Annotated in this window: 21 protein-coding genes, 3 tRNA genes and 1 pseudogene; 16 read left to right on the top strand and 9 right to left on the bottom strand. The window is 72.1% G+C overall.

Annotation, left to right across the window (positions count from 1 at the left end):
* Nucleotides 1-152 precede the first annotated feature (152 nt).
* The 4 genes from M2302_RS16920 to M2302_RS16905 form a co-directional block, all read right to left on the bottom strand.
* Nucleotides 153-881, bottom strand: coding sequence for a tyrosine-protein phosphatase (locus tag M2302_RS16920; RefSeq protein ID WP_280838844.1), 729 nt, complete (start codon nucleotides 879-881; stop codon nucleotides 153-155).
* A 67-nt stretch (nucleotides 882-948) separates the two neighbouring features.
* Nucleotides 949-1,407: a PRC-barrel domain-containing protein gene (locus M2302_RS16915; RefSeq protein WP_280838843.1), complete on the bottom strand. Its 459-nt coding sequence runs from the start codon at nucleotides 1,405-1,407 to the stop codon at nucleotides 949-951.
* 90 nt (nucleotides 1,408-1,497) lie between these two features.
* A complete protein-coding gene (locus M2302_RS16910) occupies nucleotides 1,498-2,028 on the bottom strand; it encodes a carboxymuconolactone decarboxylase family protein (RefSeq protein WP_154943340.1) in 531 nt (176 codons plus the stop codon).
* A gap of 1 nt (nucleotide 2,029) precedes the next feature.
* Nucleotides 2,030-2,590, bottom strand: coding sequence for a peroxiredoxin (locus M2302_RS16905; protein ID WP_280838842.1), 561 nt, complete (start codon nucleotides 2,588-2,590; stop codon nucleotides 2,030-2,032).
* Nucleotides 2,591-2,956: 366 nt separating this feature from the next.
* Here M2302_RS16905 and cimA point away from each other — a divergent pair, with 366 nt between their 5' ends.
* The gene (gene cimA, locus M2302_RS16900; protein ID WP_280838841.1) at nucleotides 2,957-4,540 is read left to right on the top strand and encodes a citramalate synthase; all 1,584 of its coding nucleotides are present in this window, start codon (nucleotides 2,957-2,959) and stop codon (nucleotides 4,538-4,540) included.
* Nucleotides 4,541-4,583: 43 nt separating this feature from the next.
* On the opposite strand, the gene M2302_RS16895 is transcribed toward cimA, so the two are convergent.
* Nucleotides 4,584-5,567 (bottom strand): endonuclease/exonuclease/phosphatase family protein, encoded by a 984-nt coding sequence (locus M2302_RS16895; protein ID WP_280838840.1) that lies wholly within the window; start codon nucleotides 5,565-5,567, stop codon nucleotides 4,584-4,586.
* Between the two features lie 239 nt (nucleotides 5,568-5,806).
* On the opposite strand from M2302_RS16895, the gene M2302_RS16890 reads away from it, so the two are divergent.
* From M2302_RS16890 to M2302_RS16855, 8 genes are all read left to right on the top strand, one after another.
* Nucleotides 5,807-5,980 (top strand): hypothetical protein, encoded by a 174-nt coding sequence (locus tag M2302_RS16890; RefSeq protein WP_280838839.1) that lies wholly within the window; start codon nucleotides 5,807-5,809, stop codon nucleotides 5,978-5,980.
* A gap of 179 nt (nucleotides 5,981-6,159) precedes the next feature.
* Nucleotides 6,160-7,209, top strand: a complete 1,050-nt coding sequence (locus tag M2302_RS16885; protein WP_280838838.1) for a MoxR family ATPase — start codon at nucleotides 6,160-6,162, stop codon at nucleotides 7,207-7,209.
* The gene (locus M2302_RS16880; protein ID WP_280838837.1) at nucleotides 7,206-8,210 is read left to right on the top strand and encodes a DUF58 domain-containing protein; all 1,005 of its coding nucleotides are present in this window, start codon (nucleotides 7,206-7,208) and stop codon (nucleotides 8,208-8,210) included. The genes M2302_RS16885 and M2302_RS16880 overlap by 4 nt, the downstream gene beginning before the upstream one ends.
* On the top strand, nucleotides 8,207-9,166 hold the full coding sequence (locus tag M2302_RS16875) for a VWA domain-containing protein (protein WP_280838836.1): 960 nt from the start codon (nucleotides 8,207-8,209) through the stop codon (nucleotides 9,164-9,166). The genes M2302_RS16880 and M2302_RS16875 overlap by 4 nt, the downstream gene beginning before the upstream one ends.
* Nucleotides 9,167-9,197: 31 nt before the next feature.
* A complete protein-coding gene (locus M2302_RS16870; RefSeq protein WP_280838835.1) occupies nucleotides 9,198-10,061 on the top strand; it encodes a trypsin-like peptidase domain-containing protein in 864 nt (287 codons plus the stop codon).
* 122 nt (nucleotides 10,062-10,183) lie between these two features.
* Complete coding sequence (locus M2302_RS16865) at nucleotides 10,184-10,477, top strand: hypothetical protein (RefSeq protein WP_280838834.1); 294 nt, start codon at nucleotides 10,184-10,186, stop codon at nucleotides 10,475-10,477.
* A 9-nt stretch (nucleotides 10,478-10,486) separates the two neighbouring features.
* Nucleotides 10,487-10,912, top strand: a complete 426-nt coding sequence (gene arfB, locus M2302_RS16860) for an alternative ribosome rescue aminoacyl-tRNA hydrolase ArfB (RefSeq protein ID WP_280838833.1) — start codon at nucleotides 10,487-10,489, stop codon at nucleotides 10,910-10,912.
* Between the two features lie 48 nt (nucleotides 10,913-10,960).
* Nucleotides 10,961-11,335 carry a DUF4180 domain-containing protein gene (locus M2302_RS16855; RefSeq protein WP_280838832.1) on the top strand — a complete coding sequence of 125 codons (375 nt, stop codon included), beginning with the start codon at nucleotides 10,961-10,963 and terminating at the stop codon, nucleotides 11,333-11,335.
* Nucleotides 11,336-11,380: 45 nt separating this feature from the next.
* On the opposite strand, the pseudogene M2302_RS16850 reads toward M2302_RS16855, so the two are convergent.
* A pseudogene (locus M2302_RS16850) lies at nucleotides 11,381-11,641 on the bottom strand (3-methyladenine DNA glycosylase); the annotation flags it as partial.
* A gap of 43 nt (nucleotides 11,642-11,684) precedes the next feature.
* Here M2302_RS16850 and M2302_RS16845 point away from each other — a divergent pair.
* Both M2302_RS16845 and M2302_RS16840 read left to right on the top strand, forming a co-directional pair.
* On the top strand, nucleotides 11,685-13,079 hold the full coding sequence (locus M2302_RS16845; protein WP_280838831.1) for a recombinase family protein: 1,395 nt from the start codon (nucleotides 11,685-11,687) through the stop codon (nucleotides 13,077-13,079).
* A 526-nt stretch (nucleotides 13,080-13,605) separates the two neighbouring features.
* Nucleotides 13,606-13,797, top strand: coding sequence for a hypothetical protein (locus M2302_RS16840; RefSeq protein WP_280838830.1), 192 nt, complete (start codon nucleotides 13,606-13,608; stop codon nucleotides 13,795-13,797).
* A gap of 420 nt (nucleotides 13,798-14,217) precedes the next feature.
* On the opposite strand, the gene M2302_RS16835 is transcribed toward M2302_RS16840, so the two are convergent.
* Both M2302_RS16835 and M2302_RS16830 read right to left on the bottom strand, forming a co-directional pair.
* Nucleotides 14,218-15,111 carry a 3-methyladenine DNA glycosylase gene (locus M2302_RS16835; protein ID WP_280838829.1) on the bottom strand — a complete coding sequence of 298 codons (894 nt, stop codon included), beginning with the start codon at nucleotides 15,109-15,111 and terminating at the stop codon, nucleotides 14,218-14,220.
* A 192-nt stretch (nucleotides 15,112-15,303) separates the two neighbouring features.
* Nucleotides 15,304-16,782 carry a hypothetical protein gene (locus M2302_RS16830; protein ID WP_280838828.1) on the bottom strand — a complete coding sequence of 493 codons (1,479 nt, stop codon included), beginning with the start codon at nucleotides 16,780-16,782 and terminating at the stop codon, nucleotides 15,304-15,306.
* Between the two features lie 166 nt (nucleotides 16,783-16,948).
* On the opposite strand from M2302_RS16830, the gene M2302_RS16825 reads away from it, so the two are divergent.
* The 4 genes from M2302_RS16825 (at nucleotide 16,949) to M2302_RS16810 (ending at nucleotide 18,379) form a co-directional block, all read left to right on the top strand.
* Nucleotides 16,949-17,752: a fumarylacetoacetate hydrolase family protein gene (locus M2302_RS16825; protein WP_154943356.1), complete on the top strand. Its 804-nt coding sequence runs from the start codon at nucleotides 16,949-16,951 to the stop codon at nucleotides 17,750-17,752.
* A gap of 106 nt (nucleotides 17,753-17,858) precedes the next feature.
* Nucleotides 17,859-17,930: transfer RNA gene (locus tag M2302_RS16820), tRNA-Gln, on the top strand.
* Between the two features lie 137 nt (nucleotides 17,931-18,067).
* Nucleotides 18,068-18,140, top strand: a tRNA-Glu gene (locus M2302_RS16815).
* 166 nt (nucleotides 18,141-18,306) lie between these two features.
* A tRNA-Glu gene (locus M2302_RS16810) sits at nucleotides 18,307-18,379 on the top strand.
* Between the two features lie 624 nt (nucleotides 18,380-19,003).
* On the opposite strand, the gene M2302_RS16805 is transcribed toward M2302_RS16810, so the two are convergent.
* Nucleotides 19,004-19,690, bottom strand: coding sequence for an IclR family transcriptional regulator (locus M2302_RS16805; RefSeq protein ID WP_088963553.1), 687 nt, complete (start codon nucleotides 19,688-19,690; stop codon nucleotides 19,004-19,006).
* 49 nt (nucleotides 19,691-19,739) lie between these two features.
* Between M2302_RS16805 and leuC the strand changes: the two genes are divergently transcribed.
* Nucleotides 19,740-21,182 carry a 3-isopropylmalate dehydratase large subunit gene (leuC, locus tag M2302_RS16800; protein ID WP_280838827.1) on the top strand — a complete coding sequence of 481 codons (1,443 nt, stop codon included), beginning with the start codon at nucleotides 19,740-19,742 and terminating at the stop codon, nucleotides 21,180-21,182.
* Nucleotides 21,183-21,192 lie beyond the last annotated feature (10 nt).

Here is a 21,192-nt window from a genome sequence, read left to right as displayed (position 1 = left end):
TCCCGACGTGACCCGCGGCGCCCAGCATGGGTGGCGCGAGGATCAGTTGGCCCGCGGAGGCCCGCCCCACCACCCGGTGGGGAGTCGCTCGCCCACCCGGCGAGGATCCACAACACCCACCGGACACCCAGTGAACGTTAGTGGACACCGCACTATTCCAGCAGGTGGTCGCGGAGGGCGGCGACCTGGTCGTCCGTCACTCCGGAGTGGCGCAGGTAGCCCTCCACCGAGCCGTGCCCCTGCCGCAGCTCGGTCAGGAAGAGCGCCATCGCCTCGGCCGGCGAGGCCAGGAACGGCGGGGGCGGTTCCTCGGTCTGCGGGGCGGTGGCCGCCAGCCAGGCGCTGAACCGGGCCGACGCCTCGCTGCTCAGCGCGTAGTCCTCGGCGATGTCGGCGTCGCTCACGCCGAGCACCGAGAGGGTGAGCGCGCAGACGATACCGGTGCGGTCCTTGCCGGCGACGCAGTGCACGACCACCGGGGCGGTGGCGCTGTCGGCAATCAGCCCGATCGCCTCGGCCAGCCCGGCGGTGCCGGTCTGGGCGAGGTCGGCGTACCGGTCGGCGAGGTAGCGGGCCAGGCTGGCCCCCGGCTCGTACCGGCGCTGCGCCCAGTCCGCGTGCTCCGGGTGGATGTGCCGGTAGGTGAGGCCGTCGTAGGCCGGCACCCGGCCGTCCCGCGCCACCTCGGTGGGACGACGCAGGTCGATGACGGTGCGGATGCCGAGCGCGGTGAACGCGGCCCGGTCGGTTTCGTCGATCCGGTGCAGCGAGTCGGAGCGGTAGAGGCGGCGGTGCCGGACGGTCCGCCCGTCCCGGTTGCGGTAGCCGCCGACGTCGCGGAAGTTGAACAGTGCGGGGAAGGGGGTCTCCGGGGCGTCCACCCCTGACACGGTAACGGCCGGCGGGGCCACGATGTGCCCCGCCGGCCGCTGGTTGCAGGTGCCTCCGTTACCGGGCCGTGCCCGGCGGAATCGACGAGTAGGTGTCGTCGTAGTAACCGCCGAGCTTGTCCCGGTACGCCGGGTCCGTGTCGGTCGTCTCGTCGTACTCGGGCGCGGCCTTGATCTGGTCCTTGCTCCGGTCGACGTAGACCTTCCGCTCGTCGTGGTCGACGTGGTTGACGGTGCCGGCCGGCAGCATGACCTTCTTGCCGAAGATCCACGGACCGGTGTCCACCACGAGGAAACTGGAGTTCACCTCGTGGCTGGCCCGGTCCACCTTGCCGATACCGCCGTCACTCGCCTCCACCTTGTAGCCGACCAGGTCGACACCGGTCACCCTGGCGTCGTCCCGGTAGCTCCACGGATCGAAACGCCCGGCGGGCGCGCCGCCCGCGAAGGCGCCCTGACCACCCTGGGTCAGCGGATCCGGCGTCCCGTGGGTCGTTCGAGGGTCGAGCCGCTCCATGGCGTCAACACTCCCTTTCTCGACTTTCTCGGGGGATTTGCCTGTCGGATCCCTACCTACCCGGTTGCGGTGATAGGTACACCCACCGGCTCAGGCCAGCGCGGCCTGCGCGTCGAGGGCCACCGCGGCGGCGTGCACGACGGCGGCGATGCGCAGCCCCTCGTGCACCTGCTCCCGGGTGAACCCGGCACCACGCAGCGCCTTCTCGTGCGACTCCAGGCAGACGCCGCAGCCGGTGATCGCCGAGACGGCGAGGCACCACAGCTCGAAGTCGCCCTTGTCCACGCCCGGTCGGGCAATGATCTGCATCCGCAGCCGGGCCGGCATCGAGGCGTACTGGTCGTCGCCGATCAGGTGCTTGGCGCGGTAGTAGACGTTGTTCATCGCCATGATGGTGGCGGCGCCCTTGGCGGCCTCGATCGCCTCCGGCGTGAGGTGGGCGGTCGCCTCGTCGGCGATCTCCTTCAGCACGACCGGGTTACGCGCCGCGACCGCGCAGGCCAGGGCGGTGCCCCAGGCCTGCTCCGGCTTGAGGGTCGAGGTGCCGACGGTCGAGCCGAGGTTGAGCTTGATGTCCTTGGCGTACTCGGGCAGAGCCGCCTTGACCGCGTCCAGACCCATCTCAGGCACCGGCGCCGGTGAGCAGCGCGTTGGCGTCCAGGGTCTCGCCGCCCTTGTTCCAGTTGCACGGGCACAGCTCGTCGGTCTGCAGGGCGTCGAGCACCCGCAGCACCTCGGAGACGTTGCGGCCGACCGAGCCGGCGGTGACCATGGCGAACTGGATCTCGTTGTCCGGGTCGACGATGAAGGTGGCCCGCTGCGCCACGCCGTCCTCGCCGAGCACGCCGCAGTCGGCGGTCAGCTCGCGCTTGATGTCGCTGAGCATCGGGAAGGGCAGCTCGCGCAGGTCCGGGTGGTCCTTGCGCCAGGCGTAGTGGACGAACTCGTTGTCCACCGAGACGCCGAGCACCTGGGCGTCGCGGTCGGTGAACTCGCCGTTGAGGCGGCCGAACTCGGCGATCTCCGTGGGGCAGATGAAGGTGAAGTCCTTCGGCCAGAAGAAGACCACCCGCCACTTGCCCTCGTAGGACTTGTGGTTGATGGTCTCGAACGCCTTGTCGGCGTCCAGCGAGACGCAGGCGGTGAGTTCGTACTCAGGGAAGCGGTCACTGACAGTGAGCACGGGTCCTCCTTGGCAGCGGTTGTCAACGGCGCGGGGCCGGTAACTGGATCGGTTCCAGATACTTCCGCAGCGTTGTTTCCGCCTGGTGGCGGCCGGGTGACTTGTGAAGTCGATCACCAGCGCCGCGTTCCGTCCGGGTCGCGGTGATTGATCGGGTACTGGACACACTCGGTAACCGTCCCGGTATGTGGATTGTGCCTCCCAAAACCAGGGGTGGGGTGGCAGAGTGGCGATCGTGACCAGCACCGTCCTGATTATTGACAGCTAGCGCGCCGGCTTCCCCTCCGCCGAGCGCGCAGACCTCCCGCATCCGCGGGGGGTCTTTTTGTTGCTCCCCCGCCCGAGGTCCGTGAGGAAGGCACTCCCATGACGTTCCAGGTGTACGACACGACGCTGCGCGACGGTGCCCAGCGTGAGGGGCTCAGCTACTCGGTGGTCGACAAGCTGGCCGTCGCGCGGCTGCTCGACGAGTTCGGGGTGGGCTTCATCGAGGGCGGGTGGCCGGGCGCGGTGCCGAAGGACACCGAGTTCTTCCGCCGGGCGCGGACCGAGCTGGACCTGCGGCACGCCGTCCTGGTCGCCTTCGGCGCCACCCGCCGGGCCGGGGTGCCGGTGGCGGACGACCCGCAGGTGCGCGGGCTGCTCGACGCCGAGACCCCGGCGGTCGCCCTGGTCGCCAAGGCCGACCTCCGCCACGTCGAGCGGGCGCTGCGCACCACCGGCCCGGAGAACCTGGCGATGATCCGCGACACCGTCGCCCACCTGGTCGCCGAGGGCCGGCGGGTCTTCGTCGACGGCGAGCACTTCTTCGACGGCTACCGGCACGACCCGGCGTACGGCGCGGCGGTGGTGGAGACCGCGCTCGCCGCCGGCGCCGAGCGGTTCGTGCTCTGCGACACCAACGGCGGGATGCTGCCGTCCATGGTGACGGCCGCGATCGCCGACCTGACCGCGCGCACCGGCATCGCCCCGGAGCTGTTCGGCATGCACGCCCAGAACGACACCGCCTGCGCGGTGGCCAACACCGTCGCCGCCGTCGAGGCCGGGGTCCGCCACGTCCAGGGCACCGCCAACGGGTACGGCGAGCGCCCCGGCAACGCCGACATCTTCGCGGTCGTCGCCAACCTCCAGCTCAAGCTCGCGCTGCCCGTCCTACCGGAGGGCTGCCTGGAGCAGATGGTGCGGGTCGCGCACGCCATCGCCGAGATCGCCAACATCGCCCCCGACACCCACCAGGCGTACGCCGGGGCCGCCGCCTTCGCCCACAAGGCCGGGCTGCACGCGAGCGCGATCAAGGTCGACCCGTTGCTCTACAACCACGTGGACCCGTCGGTGGTGGGCAACGACATGCGGATCCTGGTGACCGAGATGGCCGGCCGGGCCAGCGTCGAGCTCAAGAGCCGCGAGCTGGGCCTGGACCTGGCCGGCCATCCGGAGGCGCTGTCGAAGGTCACCAGCCGGGTCAAGGAGTTGGAGGCGGGTGGCTGGTCGTTCGAGGCGGCGGACGCGTCGTTCGAGCTGCTGGTCCGCTCGGAGCTGCCGGACGCCGCGCCGCCCCGGCCGTTCGCGCTGGAGTCCTACCGGGTGCTGGTCGAGCACCGGGAGGACGGCGCGGTGGTCTCCGAGGCGACCGTGAAGATCCGGGTACGCGGCGAGCGGGTGATCGCGACCGCCGAGGGGAACGGCCCGATCAACGCCCTCGACGAGGCGCTGCGGGTCGGCCTGTCCCGGCACTACCCGGAGCTGCGCGACTTCGAGCTGGCCGACTACAAGGTGCGCATCCTGGAGGGCAGCCACGGCACCGGCGCGGTGACCCGGGTGCTGCTGGAGACCGCGGACGGCACCGGCCGCGACTGGACCACCGTCGGCGTGCACCCCAACGTGGTCGAGGCGAGCTGGCACGCCCTGGTCGACGCGCTCACCTTCGGCCTGGACCGCGCCCGGGTCTGAGCCGCCCGTCGGCGCGGTCGGGCCGGGTCGGGGCCCGCCGGGGTCAGGCCGCCGGCAGGCGCAGCTCGGCCAGCACCGCGCGGTGGTCGCTGCCGGGCACCGGGTGCACGGCGACGGACCGGACGGCGATCCGCCGGTCGACCAGCACGTGGTCGATGGTGACCGGTGGGATGAGGTCGCCGTCGTACGGGCCCCAGGTGCCGGCGAGCCCCGCCCCGGCGGCGTCGGCCGCGTCGACGTACCCGGTGGCCAGCAGCGCGCGCAGCGGGGCGTGGTCGAGGGTGGCGTTGAGGTCGCCGGCGAGGATGCGCAGCGGCCCCTCGGGGGTGGCCGGGGGCTGCGCCCGCAGGTCGGTGAACCACTCGTCGACCGCCGCGACGGCGTAGGGGGCGGCCGGGTGCGCCGACTCGATCCGCACCGGGGGCGCCCCCGGCACCGCGAGGACGGCGTACGCCTGGGTGAACTGGAAGCCGGCGTTGCGCCGGAAGCCACCCTCGGCGAGCGGGAGCCGCGAGTAGAGGGCGGAGCCGGTGGTGCCGACCTCCGGGTTGAGCTGCCGGTGGGGCAGCAGCCGGGCCAGGCCCTGCCGGTCGAGCGCGTCGCGGGCCTCCGGGGTGAACTCCTGCACGGCCAGCAGGTCCACCTGGTGCCGGCGCACCAGCTCCACCAACGTCCGCGCGTCGGCACCGCCCTTGAGCAGGTTGGCGGTGAGCACCCGCAGCACCGGCCCGCCGGCCGCCGGCTGGTCGGCGGCGACCGCCCGGGGGGCCACCGCGCCGAGCAGCGCCAACGCCACCACCGCCGCGGCCACCGCCGGCCCGCGGCGCCGCAGGGCGAGCGCCAGCACCAGCGCGACCAGGCTCCAGCCCGCCACGTACGGGGTGAAGGCGACCGCCTGTACCAGCGGCCCGCGCTCCAGCCCGGCGAGGCGGACCAGCGCCCAGGCGGCACCGGGCACGACCGCCAGCCAGCAGAGCAGGGCGCGTACCGGCGGTCGGGTCCGGGCCGGCGGCTCTGTGGTGATCATGGACGTCAGGCTAGCGCTCACGCCCGCGCCGCAGGCCCCCGACCCGTTTTCATGAATGGTGCAGCCCTCGCTTCTCGCAATTACGACAGTCACCCGGAAAGAATGTCGAACGCCTTGATCGACTATTGCCGCTCGGCTTTTTCCAGTGCCACTTTCCTCCTGGCTGTGGCGGCACAACAGAGCGTAGTAACCCCAGCTCAAGCCGGGTGAGAAGCGTTGAGGAGTCAGCGTTTCACGTCTTGCTGACGGTGCACGTGGCGACGATCGGCACCAACGACCCGGGTGACGTCCCACCGGGTGGTGAGGTGGCCGTCGCGCCGCGCTACCTGACTCCCAACGCGGTCTTCGTCCAGACCCGGACCTCCGGCGGCTCGGCGGCCGACCGCCCGTTCCACCTGGTCGTCGCCAACTGAGAGCACCGCCCGCCACGGTGCTGGCCCGCACGTGGGGGTCGGCACCGTCTGGTGTGGAACGCACCGTCGTCGCCCGCTAACGAGGTAACGGGTGCCTCGTCCCGCTCCGGGTGGGAAAGTGCCTGCCAGGGGGTGATATTCCGACGTTTGTCCGCCCGGTACCCCGGGAAGCAAGCACCGTGACGGACATCTCGGACACCCTGGCCAGCCTGCCCAGCCCGGCCGATCCCGACGCGGCGGCCACCGAGCTGGAACAGACCCTCTTCGAGGTCAGACGCGTGATCGTCGGGCAGGATCGGCTCGTCGAGCGCCTGCTCACCGCACTGATCGCCGACGGGCACTGCCTGCTGGAGGGCGTACCCGGCGTGGCGAAGACCCTCGCCGCGCACACCCTCGCCACCGTCGTCGGCGGCACCTTCTCCCGGATCCAGTTCACCCCCGACCTGGTCCCCTCCGACATCGTCGGCACCCGCATCTACCGGGCGTCGAAGGAGAGCTTCGACGTCGAGCTGGGCCCGATCATGGCCAACATGGTGCTGGCCGACGAGATCAACCGGGCCCCGGCCAAGGTGCAGTCCGCCCTGCTGGAGGCGATGGCCGAGCGCCAGGTCTCCATCGGCGGCCGGAGCTGGCCGGTGCCGGTGCCGTTCCTGGTGCTCGCCACCCAGAACCCGATCGAGTCCGAGGGGGTCTACCAGCTCCCCGAGGCGCAGCGCGACCGGTTCCTCATGAAGATCGTCGTGGACTACCCGAGCGATGCCGACGAGCTGGCCATCCTCTACCGGATGAGCACCGACCGGCCCCGCGCCCACCAGGTGCTCGACCCGGGCCGGCTGCGCGGGCTGCAACAGCGCGCCGAGCACGTCTTCGTGCACCACGCGCTCGCCGAGTACGTCGTCCGCCTCATCCTCGCCACCCGCGACCCGGGCCGCTTCGGGCTGCCGGAGATCGCCCCGATGCTGGCGTACGGGGCGAGCCCCCGGGCCACCCTCGGCCTGGTCGCCGCGGCCCGCGCCCAGGCGCTGCTGCGCGGCCGGGAGTACGTGCTGCCGGAGGACGTCCGCGATCTCGCCGTCGACGTGCTGGCCCACCGGCTGGTGCTCTCCTTCGACGCGGTCGCCGACGGGGTCTCGCCCGAGGCGCTGGTGCACCGGCTGGTGCAGGCGGTGCCCCCGCCCGTGCTGGCCACCGGGCAGCCCGAGCACGCCGCCGACCTGGCTGCCGCATGAGGCGCCGCACCGCGCCGGCGCCCGCCGGACCGGGCCTGGCCGACCTCGCCGGGAACCAGCGGCTGCGCCGGCTGGAGCTGACCGTCACCCGTCGGCTGGACGGGCTGCTCCAGGGCCAGCACCGGGGTCTGCTGCCCGGGCCGGGCAGCGAGATCGCCGGCAGCCGGGAGTACCGCCCCGGCGAGGACGAGGTGCGCCGGATGGACTGGGCGGTGACCGCCCGCACCACCGTGCCGCACGTCCGCGAGGTCGACGCCGACCGGGAACTGAGCACCTGGCTGCTGGTCGACGCCAGCCCCAGCATGGAGTTCGGCACCGCCGAACTGGACAAGCGGGAGCTGTCGGTGGCCGCCGTCGCGGCGATCGGCTTCCTCACCGCCGGCACCGGCAACCGGCTCGGCGCGCAGCTGCTCACCCCGACCGGGCTGCGCCGCTTCCCGGCCCGCAGCGGCCGTACCCATCTGCTGGGCGTGCTCCGCACGCTGCTGGCCGCGCCGCGTACCGGTGACCACGACGAGCGGACGGTCCCGCCCGACCCACCCGACCTGGTGGAGGCGCTCGCGGCCGTGCAGCGGGTCGCCACCCGGCGCGGCCTGGTCGTGGTGGTCTCCGACTTCCTCGACGGCCTGCCGGAGCACGACGACGAGCCCGCGCCCTGGGAGCCGGCGCTGCGCCGCCTCGCCGCCCGGCACCAGGTGCTCGCGGTCGAGATCACCGACCCGCGCGAGCTGGAACTGCCCGACGTCGGCCTGATCACGCTCGTCTGCCCGGAGACCGGCCGGCGGCGGGAGGTCTGGACCGGCGACGAGGCGCTGCGCCGGCGCTACGCCAGCGCGGCGGCCGCCCAGCGCGAGCAGGTACGCCGGGCGCTGCGCCGGTCCGGCGCCACCCACCTGCCGCTGCGCACCGACCGGGACTGGACCGCCGACGTGGTACGGCACGTGCACGCGCAGCGCCGCCTGGCCGCCGCGCCGGCCGCCGCCCGGGGAGGTGTCGCGTGACCTGGCAGTCGCCCGCCCGGCTCCTGCTGCTGCTCGGCGTGTTCGCGCTGGCCGGCGGCTACCTGCTCGCCCAGCGCCGGCGCAGCCGGTACGCGGTGCGCTTCACCAACCTCCGGCTGCTCGACCGGGTCGCGCCGACCCGGCCGGCCTGGCGGCGGCACGTGCCGGCCGGTCTCTTCCTGGCCATGCTGGCGCTGCTGGTGGTCGGCTTCGCCCGGCCGACGGCCGAGGTGCGGGTGCCCCGCGAACGGGCCACCGTCATGGTCGCCGTCGACGTCTCCACCTCGATGCTCGCCACCGACGTGGAACCGGACCGGCTCGCCGCCGCCAAGCACGCGGCCCGGCGGTTCGTCGACGGCCTGCCCGACGAATTCAACGTCGGCCTGGTCGCGTTCGCCGGCAGCGCGGCGGTGGTGGTGCCGCCCGGCACGGACCGGGAGGCGCTGCACGAGGGGATCGACCGGCTCGCCGAGGGCATCACCGGGGTGCAGGGCACCGCGATCGGCGAGGCGATCAGCGCCTCGCTCGGCGCGGTCAAGAGCCTGGACTCGACGGCGGCGAAGAAGCCACCGCCGGCCCGGGTCATCCTGCTCTCCGACGGGGCGAACACCTCCGGCATGGACCCGATGGAGGCCGCCGCCGCGGCCGTGACGGCCAAGGTGCCCGTGCACACCATCTCCTTCGGCACCCCCGGCGGGTTCGTCGACCGGGGCGGCCGGCCAATCCAGGTGCCGGTCGACGGGCAGACCCTCAAGGCGGTCGCCGAGGACACCGGGGGTGGCTTCCACGAGGCGGGCAACAGCGCGGAACTGCGCAAGGTCTACGAGGACATCGGCTCGTCGGTCGGCTACCGCACCGAACGCCAGGACATCTCCGCCCGGTTCATCGGCCTCGGGCTGATGTTCGCGATGGGCGCCGCGGCCGGGTCGATGCGCTGGTTCTCCCGCCTGCCCTGAGCCCGCCGAAGCGACAGTGAGGAGCGCACGCATGGCAGTGCAGACCGGACTGGGCGAGCCCCGGGGACCGTGGTTCGTCTCGCCCGAGCTGGGACCGGATGGGCGGCCCCGGTGGGACGTACCGGGGGCGGGGGAGGGCCCGTCGCGGCGGGGCTGGCGCGGCCGGCTGCTGACGGCGGCGGCGGTGGTGGCGCTCTCCACCGTCTCCGGCGCGGCGGCCGGTGGCTGGGTGGCCGGACGGGACGGCGGCGCGGGGCCCTCGGCGGCGTCCGCCGCGCCGGTGCCGGCCGAGCTGGTGACCGCGGCGCAGAAGACCGTGCCGGGCGTGGTGTCGGTGATGGTCGGCGGTGGCGCGGCCAGTTCGGCGTCCGGCTCCGGGTTCGCCATCGACAACCAGCAGCACATCGTCACCAACGACCACATCCTGGCCAAGGGCGGTGGCGGCGAGGTGACCGTGGAGCTCTCCGACGGCCGGCGGTACGCCGCCGAGGTGGTCGGCCGGGAGCCGGGCAGCGACCTGGCGGTGCTCCGGGTGCCGGCGGTGGCCGGGCTGGCGCCGCTGCCGCTGGCCAAGCCACGCTCCACCAAGGTCGGTGAGCCGGTGCTGGCGGTCGGTTCGCCGCTCGGCCTGGCCGGGACGGTCACCGCCGGCATCGTCAGCGCCCTGGACCGTCAAGTACGCCTCGGCACCACCCGGCGCAGCGCGGTGCAGACCGACGCCTCGATCAACCCGGGCAACTCGGGAGGGCCGCTGGTCAACGCCCGGGGGGAGGTGGTCGGGGTGAACACCGCGATCGCCACGATCGACGGCAACGGCTCGATCGGCATCGGGTTCGCCATCCCGATCGAGCAGGTGCAGCAGACCGCCGACACCATCATCGGCAAAGGCGGCTGAGTCGGGCGCGCCCGGGACGCGGCGGTCGTAACGGTAAAACTGTCGGATTCCTGGCGAGGAACCATCGGGCCATAGCAATATCACGCTGAGTATGGATACTGACATGGGTGGAGCGATCACTCATGGCGGTCCTGCTGGCGACCGGTGTTCTGGTTGGCGGCGTGATGGGCGCGGCCTACGCCCGCGCGCGGCGTGGGTGGAGGGATTATCAGGTCACCAAGGACAGTGTGCCTGGCCTGCGTCGGGCTGCGTGGCTGCTGATCAGACTGGCCGCGACCAAGGTCGGCGTGGTTGCGCTGCTGCTCGTCGGGGCGGTCGCGTACGCCGCCGTCGGCCCCGACCATGAGCAGGCGGAACCGGCCCCCAGCCCGTCGCCGAGCTCGTCCGCCACCCACGATGCCCCCAAGGGGCGCTAGCCTCGGGGCGTGGACGACGGACTGCGGGTGACCGACCGGTGGATCGTGCCCACCGCCGAACTGCGGGAACGGTTCTCCCGCTCGTCCGGGCCCGGCGGGCAGGGGGTCAACACCGCAGACTCCCGGGTGGAGCTGAGCTTCGACCTGGCCGCCTCGCCCAGCCTGCCGCCGGCGCTGCGGGCGCGGGCGCTGGAACGGCTGGCCGGCCGCCTGGTCGACGGGGTGGTGACCATCGCCGCCAGCGAACACCGCGCCCAGCTCGCCAACCGGGAGGCGGCCCGGGAGCGGCTGACCGCGCTGCTGCGCGAGGCCGTCGCGCCGCCACCACCGCCCCGACGGCCGACCCGCCCGTCGCGCGGCGCCAAGGAACGCCGGCTGGCGGAGAAGAAGCGCCAGTCGCAACGCAAGCGGGACCGCCGGGTCGACGGCGACTGAGCGGCAAATCCGGTGTGCCCGCGGGGGAGCGGTGCCTAGGCTGCCAGCATGTCCACCGACACCCTCGTCACGCTGCACGGTCGTTCGCTGCTCGCCTGCGCCCCCGACGGGCCCCGGCTGTGCGGGGGCGGCGACGCGCTGGACGTGATCGGCGAGGCGCTCGGCCAGCAGGCGGAGCTGGTGGTGCTGCCGGTGCGGCGGCTCGCCGACGAGTTCTTCACGCTGCGCACCGGGGTGGCCGGTGAGCTGGTGCAGAAGTTCGTCAACTACCGGCTGCCGGTGGTGGTGGTCGGGGACATCTCCGCGCACGTCGCGCGCAGCACCGCCCTGCGGGACTTCGTCACCGAGTCCAACCGCGGACGCCAGCTCTGGTTCGTCGAGACGATGGCGGAGCTGGAGGAGCGGCTGCGCCCGGCGGCGTGAACCGGCCGGCGCCCGACTGACTGGCGGGAGGGCGCCCAGCCGCGGTCAGGCGACGGCGTCGAGGGCGGTCAGCAGGCGGGAGCGCAGCACGGCGGCCCGCTCGGCGAAGCCGCGCTGGGCGGCGGCGTACTCGGCCCGGCCCTCAGGAGTCTCCACCCGCACCGGCGGGTAGCCGAGCGCGGCCAGGTCGTACGGGCTGGCCCGCATGTCCAGCGCCCGGATCTCCCTGGCCAGCGCGAAGCAGTCCGCCACCAGCTCGGAGGCGACCAGCGGCGAGAGCTTGTACGACCACTTGTAGAGGTCCATGCGTATCCTCATCCCAGGCAACTTCGAGGGAGGGAACGCAGGGATGGACGTCGTCATCTACGCACGGCTCAGCCTGGACAAGCTGGGTAACGAGCTGGGCGTTGATCGGCAGCTCGAAGCCTGCCGGGAGCTGGCAGCGCGTCAGGGCTGGACGGTGACGCGGGAGCTGATCGACAACAGCATCAGCGCTACGACCGGCCGTGTCCGGCCGGCGTTCGAGAAGCTGCTCACCCTGAGCCCGAAGCCTGATGCCATCATCGTCTGGCATCTCGACCGGCTCGTCCGCCTCACCCGTGAGCTGGACCGGGTGATCAGCTACGGCGTACCCGTCCACGCCGTGACCGCAGGGATGCTGGACCTGAGCAACCCGACAGGCGTCCTGATGGCCAACGTGGTCACCGCGTTCTCTCAGTTCGAGGGCCAGCAGAAGGCTGCTCGTCAGCGCCTGGCAGCCACGCAGCGCGCTTCCCAGGGCCGGCCCTGGTGGTCGGCTCGACCCTTCGGATACGAGCGTGACGGATCGCCTCGTGCTGGCGAAGCCGACGCCGTTCAGCGTGCGTACCAGGATCTGCTGGCGGGGCGCTCCCTGTTGTCGATCGCTGACGAGTGGAACCGCGAGGGCATGCTCACCACCAGGGGGAGGAGCTGGACGGGCGCGACTGTTCGTCAGCTCCTCGTGTCTGCCAGGAACTGCGCTATCCGTACGTACGCAGGGGGTGAGGTCGGCCCTGGGAACTGGGATGCCTTGGTGCCCGAGGAGATCTACCGTTCCGCCGTCCGTGTGCTCAACTCCCCTGCCCGCAAGACTGGTGGTGGCGGTCCCCGTCGCAGCCTGCTGACGGGTGTCGCTACCTGCGCCAAGTGCGGTGGCCCCATCCGCACGGCACGGCGTGGACGGAAGGGCGAGCAGGGTAGCTACGCCGTGTACGAGTGCAAGCTCAAGCACTGCGTATCCCACCGTCAGGACGAGGCTGACACCATGGTCAGCGAGCGTGTGATCCGGTTCCTGACCGCTCCCCAGTTCGCGGAAGCGTTCGAGCAGAGCGAGGATGACCTGCCTGTTCAGCAGATGAGGGACGAACTGGGGAGCCTGCGGTCACGGCTCGATGATCTGGCCACCGACTACGCCGCCGGGCTCGTTACGCGATCGCAGTTCCTGACTGCATCCCAGACCATGCGCAGTCGGGTGGATGAGTTGGAGGATCAGCTATCCCAACTGGGGAGTGACAGCGCGGTCAAGGGCGTCACCGGGATGACGGACGAGCAGGTACGCCGTCACTGGGATGGGTTGGATGTAGACCGCAGGCGGTCCCTGATCCTCGCGGTTGTCGTGAGCTGCCGTCTCCGCCAGAAGGGGCGTGGCGTCCGCCGCACCGATGAGCGGCATGTCGATGTGTTGTTCAGGGCGGGAGACCCTGCGAAGGTTGCGAGCATCTGACACAGGGGAGGAACCGAACCGGGGAGAGGGCCCCGAAGGGGCCCATCTTCGGACTCCTGATCTTCAGGTTCTCCGCCGACGCATGAACACCAGGGAGCGCAGGCGATCCTGTGGCGCGGACGCTTCGCGGCAGTGCCCCTGCATCCCAGCGCTACTGGTATCAGCTCTACAGGAAGAGACCCCTTCGGGGTCTATCCAGGGTCTACTGGTATGCAGCTATGCAGATAGAGACCCCTTCGGGGTCTATCTAGAGATCTACAGATCTACAGGTTATAGATCTACAGCAGAACAGCACTACTCCTACGGAGTAGTTCCTTTAGTACGCGCAGGCGGGGGCGCGCGCCTACGCGCGTAGGCGGAACATCCTCCCCGGCTTCCTGCCGCTGCATCGCCCTGCCGACGCTGGCGTTCCTGACAGCTCGGCCAGCAGTTCCTGCGAGGGCCGCAACGGTGCCAGGAGGTCTCGCACGTATGCCGTGCGCTGCTCGTCGCTGGCGTCCTGCCACCACTCGCCTGCCTGAGCCAGGTGGACGCGGACCGCCTCTACGCGGTGGGGATGCGCATCCGCGTTCCGCCAGGTGCGCCACCCCTGGCCCGGGTCGGCGGCCTCAAGGGCGTCAACCAGACGATGCTGGATGGCGGCGATGAACGGGCTGCCCGCGTAGACGCTTCCAAGATCCTCGGCCTTGCACTCCATGAGCATCCGATGAAGCGCTAGGACCTCGTCGTGGCCCTCGACTCGTACCGCCTCAACGTTCACCGCTCAAGCTTGCCGGATGCCGTCAGCTTGGCCCTTGGCCGGCTCCATCGCATCCTCAGGATCTTCAACCCTCTCAGAGCGCCGCTAAGCCGTCGAGTCGGCGTTGGGTATACCTGTGCACCTTCCGGGCCCGTTCGGCTGTCAGCAAGGCTCTCAGGCCCGCCTACGGGCATGCCTGGGCATGATGATCTAACCTATCAGCGTACCGCTGCCGCCTATCCTTGAGCAAGGAACTGGCCGTTCAAGGCCCGTCATGGCTGGCTGGCCAGCGTCGTCTTCCCAGGTCAAGAGCCAGATCGCCGCTTCTGGGCAACCTTGTAACCGGGGCAAGATGGCGGATGCTATGACGAAGCGGTGCGGAGAGGGCGTCTCAGGGGGTCATACCCCCACCCTTGCCGGTAGCTCCGCTCCTTCAACCAGCGCCGCGCACACATCGATCAGCCGGGCACGTAGATGGCCAGCACGCTGCGAGAACTCGCGTTGACGAGCCACGTACTCGGCCTTGCCCTCCGGTGTCTCGATAGCCACCGCCGGCTCCCCGTAGGAGGAGAAGTCGTACGGGGATGCCTGCATGTCGAGTAGCCGGATGTCCCTCGCCAACTCGAAGCAGTCGAGCGCCAAGTCCCCTGGAACCGCAGGGCCTAGCTTGGTTGCCCACTTGTGGCAGTCCATCGACGCATGCAAGCAGCCCGGCTGGTCAAGCTCTACCTGGCTCTCCCTCGTGGGTTGGAGCCGGTTGAGGTTGACTGCGTCTGGGGTGAAGAACCGGAACGCATCGAAGTGTGTGCAGCGGATCTGGTGAGATTCGACTACCGCGTCAGTGCCCTCTTGCCCAAGTCGCAAGGGGAGTGGATGCCGATGCTCACGTTGGCGGTACACCATCGCCCACTCGTGCAGGCCGAAGCAGCCAGTGAAGGCTGGTCGCGACGCGATCGCGGACAACAGTCGATGGATGAAGCGCACCGACTCGGCCCGGTCGACGAGGAACGCTGCGACGTCGAAGCTCACGACCCCGTCCGCGTCCGTGGCGTACCAACGCCACTGCCGGTGGGGGGCAGAGCCGTTCGGTCCGGGCTCCAAGGAGACGCCGACGCCCGGGTGCCACCGTCGGAGCACGGAGGGCCTAGTGCCGTAGTAGTCGTACAAGAAGTCATCGATCGCGTGGCGTTCCCTCTTGGCCTTGCGGGCGCGGTGGCCTGCGGTAAGGGAGTCGGCGCGCTTCTCGTGAGCTTCCAGGAGAGGAAGCCAGCTTGCGGCGGGGATGCTGGTCAACGGTTCGGGCCCTTGTTGTCCGCTTCGTGCCGCTTGCATACCCCCCACCTCTGGGAGGTGCCTGAGTTGCGCTTACGCAGATCCCGGGCGACGTGCGCGGCCCGGCGGGCCTGCCAGTCGGCCGCGTCGAGGGCGGCGGGTGCGAGGGCGGCGGTCACGGACCCAAGGGTACGACCGCCGCCCGGCCGCCGGTCAGGGCACGTCCACCCGGACCCCGGCGGAGAAGACCCCGCTGCGCAGCTCCAGCTGCTTCGGCTTCTGCGGCCCGTTGAGCGTGAACACCAGCGGCAGCACCACCCGGTTGCCGGCCGCGACGGGCTGGGCGAAGACGTCCCGGCCCAGGTTCGCCAGCCGGGTGGCCGGCTCGTCGGTGCTGACCCAGTTGCCCCCGGGCAGGTAGGCGCGCTGGAGTTCGCCGTGCCACGCCTGCTGCTCGGGCGTGAGGTTGCGCACCCCGACGGTCGCGTGGCACCGGCGCCCCGGCCGGCCGGCCGTCTCGCAGGCCACCCGGTAGACGGTGAACTCGAACGCGTTCTCGCGCAGCGGCACGCCGACGCTGCCGGTGGCGCCGCGACCCATCCAGGCGCCGCTGGTGGGCTGCTTGGTGGTGTCGATCGCGGCGACCCGCTGGGTGGCCGTCCACCCGGCGGCGAAGACCACCCCGGCCAGGATCGCCGCGGCCACGCCGACGATCATCCAGACCGGTGGCGTCCGCCGTCGCCCCGACCCGCCCGGGGCGGCCGGGCGCGGGTAGACGGTGCCACCGCCGGGCGCGGCGGTGCCGCCCGCGTACGTGGGATTGCCGACGACCGTCGGGGCCGCGCCGGTCGGCTCGACGCCGCTGCGCCGCCGCCGGGCCCGCTGCCCCCACCACAGGCCGCCGCCGGCGATCACCAGCAGCGCGGCCAGCGCCGCCGCCAGGATCGGCGGCCGCCGCCAGGCCGGGGCCGCCTCCTCCACCCGGGTCGCCGGTGCCGCCGCGGCCTGCCAGGTGGCGGTCGCGCAGTCGTACGGCCGGTTGCCGTCGCTGGTGAACGCGCAGGCCGGGGCGGTCACCGAGGTGCCCGGCGGGGTCGCCGCCAGGGCGGTGTCCAACGTCGTCGTGCTGCGGGCGGGCAGCCGGAGCCGCCAGGTCACCTCGGCCGTGCCGTTCCCGGCGGACCGGATGGCCCGACCGCCCGCACTGACCGCGGTCGGCGACGCGCCGGCCGGCAGCTCCTGCCGCACGGTGGTGTCGAGCGGGAAGCCGCTGTCGTTGCGCAGCTGGATCCGGTAGCCCGGCACCGGCGTCCCGGCCGGTGCCACCGTCACGGTGACCGGCTGGGCCGGTCGGGGCGAACCCGGATTCGCCGTGGTGGCCATCCCCGGCGCCGGCATCCCCGGGGGCACCGGGATCACGGCTCCGGTCGCCGCCGCCCCGGGAGCCGCCGGCGGCGCGTGCCCCGCCGGCTGAGGGGTGGCCATCGGCGTGGCCGGACCCGTGGGCAGGGGTGTGGCGGCCGGGCCGGTGGGCGTGGCCGTGGCCGGCGGACTGGCCGGCGTGGTGACCGCCGGTGCCGCTTCGGCCCTGGTCGTGGGCGTCGCCGTCGGCAGCGCCGATACGGCGGCGAGGATGCCCAGGCCGTTCACGAACACGGCGAGGGCCCTGTGGTGTCGTCTCGATGCAGGCATACGAACCGAACCTCCGGAGCCGACGGTAGGGGCGCGGACACTCCGCCCGGGTACGAAGTGCCGAAGCCCGCCCCGATCGCCGGCCGATCCCCTACCCTGCGCCGACCCGCCGCGGCCTCCGGCGTCGAGGGGGTGCCACCAGCTGGGCGGGAGCTAGATTGGCCAGGTGCGTATCGCTCGTTTTGCTCATGCCAAGGGAATGTCGTTCGGGGTCGTCGAGGGCGAGCCGGGGGTGGGCCCCGAGGGCCTGACCATCGCCGAGATCGAGGGCCACCCGTTCGGTCAGGTCACCTTCTCCGGCGCCCGCTGGGCGCTCTCCGACGTCCGACTGCTCTCGCCGATCCTGCCCAGCAAGGTGGTCTGTGTCGGTCGCAACTACGCCGAGCACGCCGCCGAGCACGGCAGCGAGGTGCCGAAGGAGCCGCTGCTCTTCCTGAAGCCGTCCACGTCGGTGATCGGCCCGCGGGACGCCATCCGGCTGCCCATCTTCTCCAAGCAGGTCGAGCACGAGGCGGAGCTGGCGGTGGTGATCGGCGCCCCGGGCGCCCGTCGCGCCGACCGGGCCGCCGCGGCGAAGGCCATCTTCGGCTACACCTGCGCCAACGACGTGACGGCGCGGGACCTCCAGCGCTCCGACGGGCAGTGGACCCGGGCCAAGGGCTTCGACTCGTTCTGCCCCATCGGCCCCTGGATCACCACCGGACTGGACGTCTCCGACCTGGAGATCCGGTGCGAGGTGGGTCGTAACCCGGACGAGATGGAGGTACGCCAGCTCGGCCGGACGAAGGACATGGTCTTCGACGTACCGGCCCTGGTGTCCTACATCTCGCACGTGATGACGCTGCTGCCCGGCGACGTGGTGCTGACCGGCACGCCGGCGGGGGTTAGCCCGCTCACGGAGGGGGATACGGTCACCGTGCGGATCGAGGGGATCGGCGAGCTCACCAATCCGGTGGTGCCGGTCGCCTGACGCGTCCGACGCCCCGTTTTCGCAGCTCACAGGCGTTTCGGGGGGTTGGATTTGGCCTGCCGGCGCGGGGAGGGTAAAGTTCATTCCCGGCGCCGCAAGGGGCCAATGGGGTATGGGGTAATTGGCAGCCCGACTGATTCTGGTTCAGTTAGTCTAGGTTCGAGTCCTGGTACCCCAGCGCAACCGCGGATTCGCGAGAATCCCGGACGCTGGATTCTGGCGGAGTTCCGCTCCGTCCCTCCCGAGGGACGGCAGATGATCTCTGATAGAGTGCAGCTTCCCCACCCGCCAGGGTGGGGAAGTAGGTGAAGTTCTGGCCCCGTCGTCTAGCGGCCCAGGACGCCGCCCTCTCAAGGCGGTAGCGCCGGTTCGAATCCGGTCGGGGCTACAGTGCTGACAGCCCGTTCCACCTCGGTGGGGCGGGCTGCTTCGTGTTCCCGTGTCCTCGTCTGCCCGGCTTCCGGACCGCCGGACCCCCTCGTCGTCGGACGCTGGTGGTGCCGCTAGACTACAGCCGCGCCGCCCACCAGGGCGGTGAAGCAGGAAAAGTGCCTGGCCCCGTCGTCTAGCGGCCCAGGACGCCGCCCTCTCAAGGCGGTAGCGCCGGTTCGAATCCGGTCGGGGCTACATCGCCGAACGGCCCGTCTCGCGACAGCGCGGCGGGCCGTTCGCCTTTCCCGACCGCGGCCCCGGCCGGGTGCGTACCTGTGGTGGACCGACGCTCGGAGCCGCCCTTCAGGAAGCGCCAGGTGCTGGCGGGCGGAGGTCCGGTGAGTCAGGTGCCGGAGGCTGCGGCTCAGCGAGTGCCGGCCCGGCCGGTGCGTGTCGCGCAGGCTGCGGCCCGGCGAGCGACTGGTTCCGTGGAGTCGGCCCGCCGAGCGGGAGCCACAGGCGTGCCGCAGACGCTGTAGAGCTGATGTCGTAGACGAATCACCGGTCGGGGCCGGCGGCCCGGCGGCAGTCCGTCCCACCCGTGATTCGTTCACGACATCAGCTCTACAGCGAGCGACCCCTACCCCGACCGGCCGGGAGATCGGGTCGAGGTCGCCCCCCGCCGCAGGCCTCGGTGATCAAGAGGTTTGCGTCACCGGAGGCGGCTGCGGACGCGAACCTCTTGGTCAACTTCCGGCCCAGGTGGGCCGAGCCCGGGTCGGGCGGCGCTGGCCAGGGGGCAGGCCAGCGCCGGGTTGAGCGGGTGCAGAGCCAGGTCGGGGGTGGCGAGGGCGGTGCGGGGTCGGGGGAGGGACGGGGTCAGAGGCCGGAGAGGCGCTGGCCGGCTCTGACCACGGCCATGGCGTGGCGTTCGCCGGGTCGGCGCCCCAGGCGCTCGATGGGGCCGGAGATGCTGATCGCGGCGATCACCCGGCCGGTGCGGTCGCGGATCGGGGCCGAGACGCTCGCCACACCCGCCTCCCGCTCGGCGACGCTCTGCGCCCAGCCGCGACGGCGTACCTCGGCGAGGGTGCGGCCGGTGAACTTGGCGCGGGGCAGCAGCGGCATGACCGCCTCCGGGGGCTCCCAGGCGAGCAGGATCTGCGCCGCGGAACCGGCCGTCATCGGCAGCACCGAGCCGACCGGCACGGTGTCCCGCAGGCCGCTGGCCCGCTCGGCGGCGGCCACGCAGACCCGCTCGTCCGCGCGGCGCAGGTAGAGCTGGGCGCTCTCCCCGGTGGCGTCGCGCAGCGCGGCCAGCAACGGCTCGGCGGCGGTCAGCAGCACGTCGGGGGCGGCGTTGGCCAGCTCGCCGAGCCGGGGCCCCGGGCGCCAGCGCCCCTGGGTGTCCCGGACCAGCATGCGGTGGATCTCCAACGCCTGCGCCAGCCGGTGCGCGGTGGCCCGGGGCAGCTTGGTGCGTTCAACGAGTTCGGCCAGGCTGGCGCCGTCGACACAGGCGGCCAGGATGACCACCGCCTTGTCGAGGACGCCGACACCGCTCATACTGTGTCCCACAAGCCGAAACTTACCTCCCAGAATTTAGGATGTCCAGATGGTGGGAGTCACTCGACCGAGGACCCTGGCCGAGAAGGTCTGGGACGCGCACGTGGTACGGACCGCCGAGGGTGAACCGGACCTGCTCTACATCGACCTGCACCTGTTGCACGAGGTGACCAGCCCGCAGGCGTTCGACGGGCTGCGCCTGGCCGGTCGTCCGGTTCGCCGTCCCGATCTCACGCTCGCGACCGAGGACCACAACACCCCGACCGGGTACGACGACCCGAGCTTCCGCTCCCGCCGCGGTGACCTGCTCACCATCGCGGACCCCACCTCGCGTACGCAGATCGAGACGTTGCGCCGCAACTGCGCCGAGTTCGGGGTGCGGCTGCACCCGCTCGGCGACGAGAACCAGGGCATCGTGCACGTGATCGGCCCCCAACTGGGCGTCACCCAGCCCGGCATGACGATCGTCTGTGGCGACTCGCACACCGCCACCCACGGCGCGTTCGGTGCGCTCGCCTTCGGCATCGGCACCAGTGAGGTCGAGCACGTCCTGGCCACCCAGACGCTGCCGCAGGCCCGCCCGCGCACCATGGCGGTCACGGTGACCGGTCAGCTCGGTCCCGGCGTCACCGCCAAGGACCTGGTCCTCGCGCTGATCGCCCAGGTGGGCACCGGCGGCGGGCGCGGCCACATCGTGGAGTACCGGGGCGAGGCCATCCGCGCGTTGTCCATGGAGGGGCGGATGACCGTCGCCAACATGTCCATCGAGTGGGGTGCCAAGGCCGGCCTGATCGCGCCGGACGAGACCACGTTCGCGTACCTCAAGGGGCGGCCGCACGCGCCCCGGGGCGCCGACTGGGACGCGGCGGTGGCCTACTGGCGGACCCTGCCCACCGACGAGGGCGCGACCTTCGACGCCGAGGTGACTCTCGACGCCAGCCGGATCACCCCGTTCGTGACCTGGGGCACCAACCCGGGGCAGGGCGCGCCGCTCGGCTCGGCCGTGCCGGCCCCGGAGGACTTCGGCACCGACGCGGAGCGGACCGCCGCCCGTCGGGCGCTGGAGTACATGGCGCTGACCCCGGGCACGCCGCTGCGCGACCTCTCGGTCGACGTGGTCTTCGTCGGCTCCTGCACGAACGGGCGGCTGGAGGACCTCCGCGCCGCCGCGGACGTGCTGCGCGGGCGCAAGGTCGCCGACGGCGTACGCATGCTCGTGGTGCCCGGTTCCGCGGCCGTGCGGGAGGCGGCCGAGGCGGAGGGGCTGGACAAGGTCTTCGCCGACGCGGGCGCCGAGTGGCGTTTCGCCGGCTGTTCCATGTGCCTCGGGATGAACCCCGACACCCTGAAGCCCGGCGAGCGCTCGGCCTCGACCTCCAACCGCAACTTCGAGGGCCGCCAGGGCCGGGGAGGGCGCACCCATCTGGTGTCCCCGCCGGTCGCCGCCGCCACCGCCGTGGTCGGCCGGCTCGCCGCCCCCGCCGACCTGTAGAAGGGCAGCC

It is taken from the genome of Micromonospora sp. A200 (assembly GCF_029893845.1).
In the GTDB taxonomy this organism is placed as follows: Bacteria; Actinomycetota; Actinomycetes; order Mycobacteriales; family Micromonosporaceae; genus Micromonospora; species Micromonospora purpureochromogenes.
This window is presented reverse-complemented; position numbering and strand designations above follow the sequence as displayed.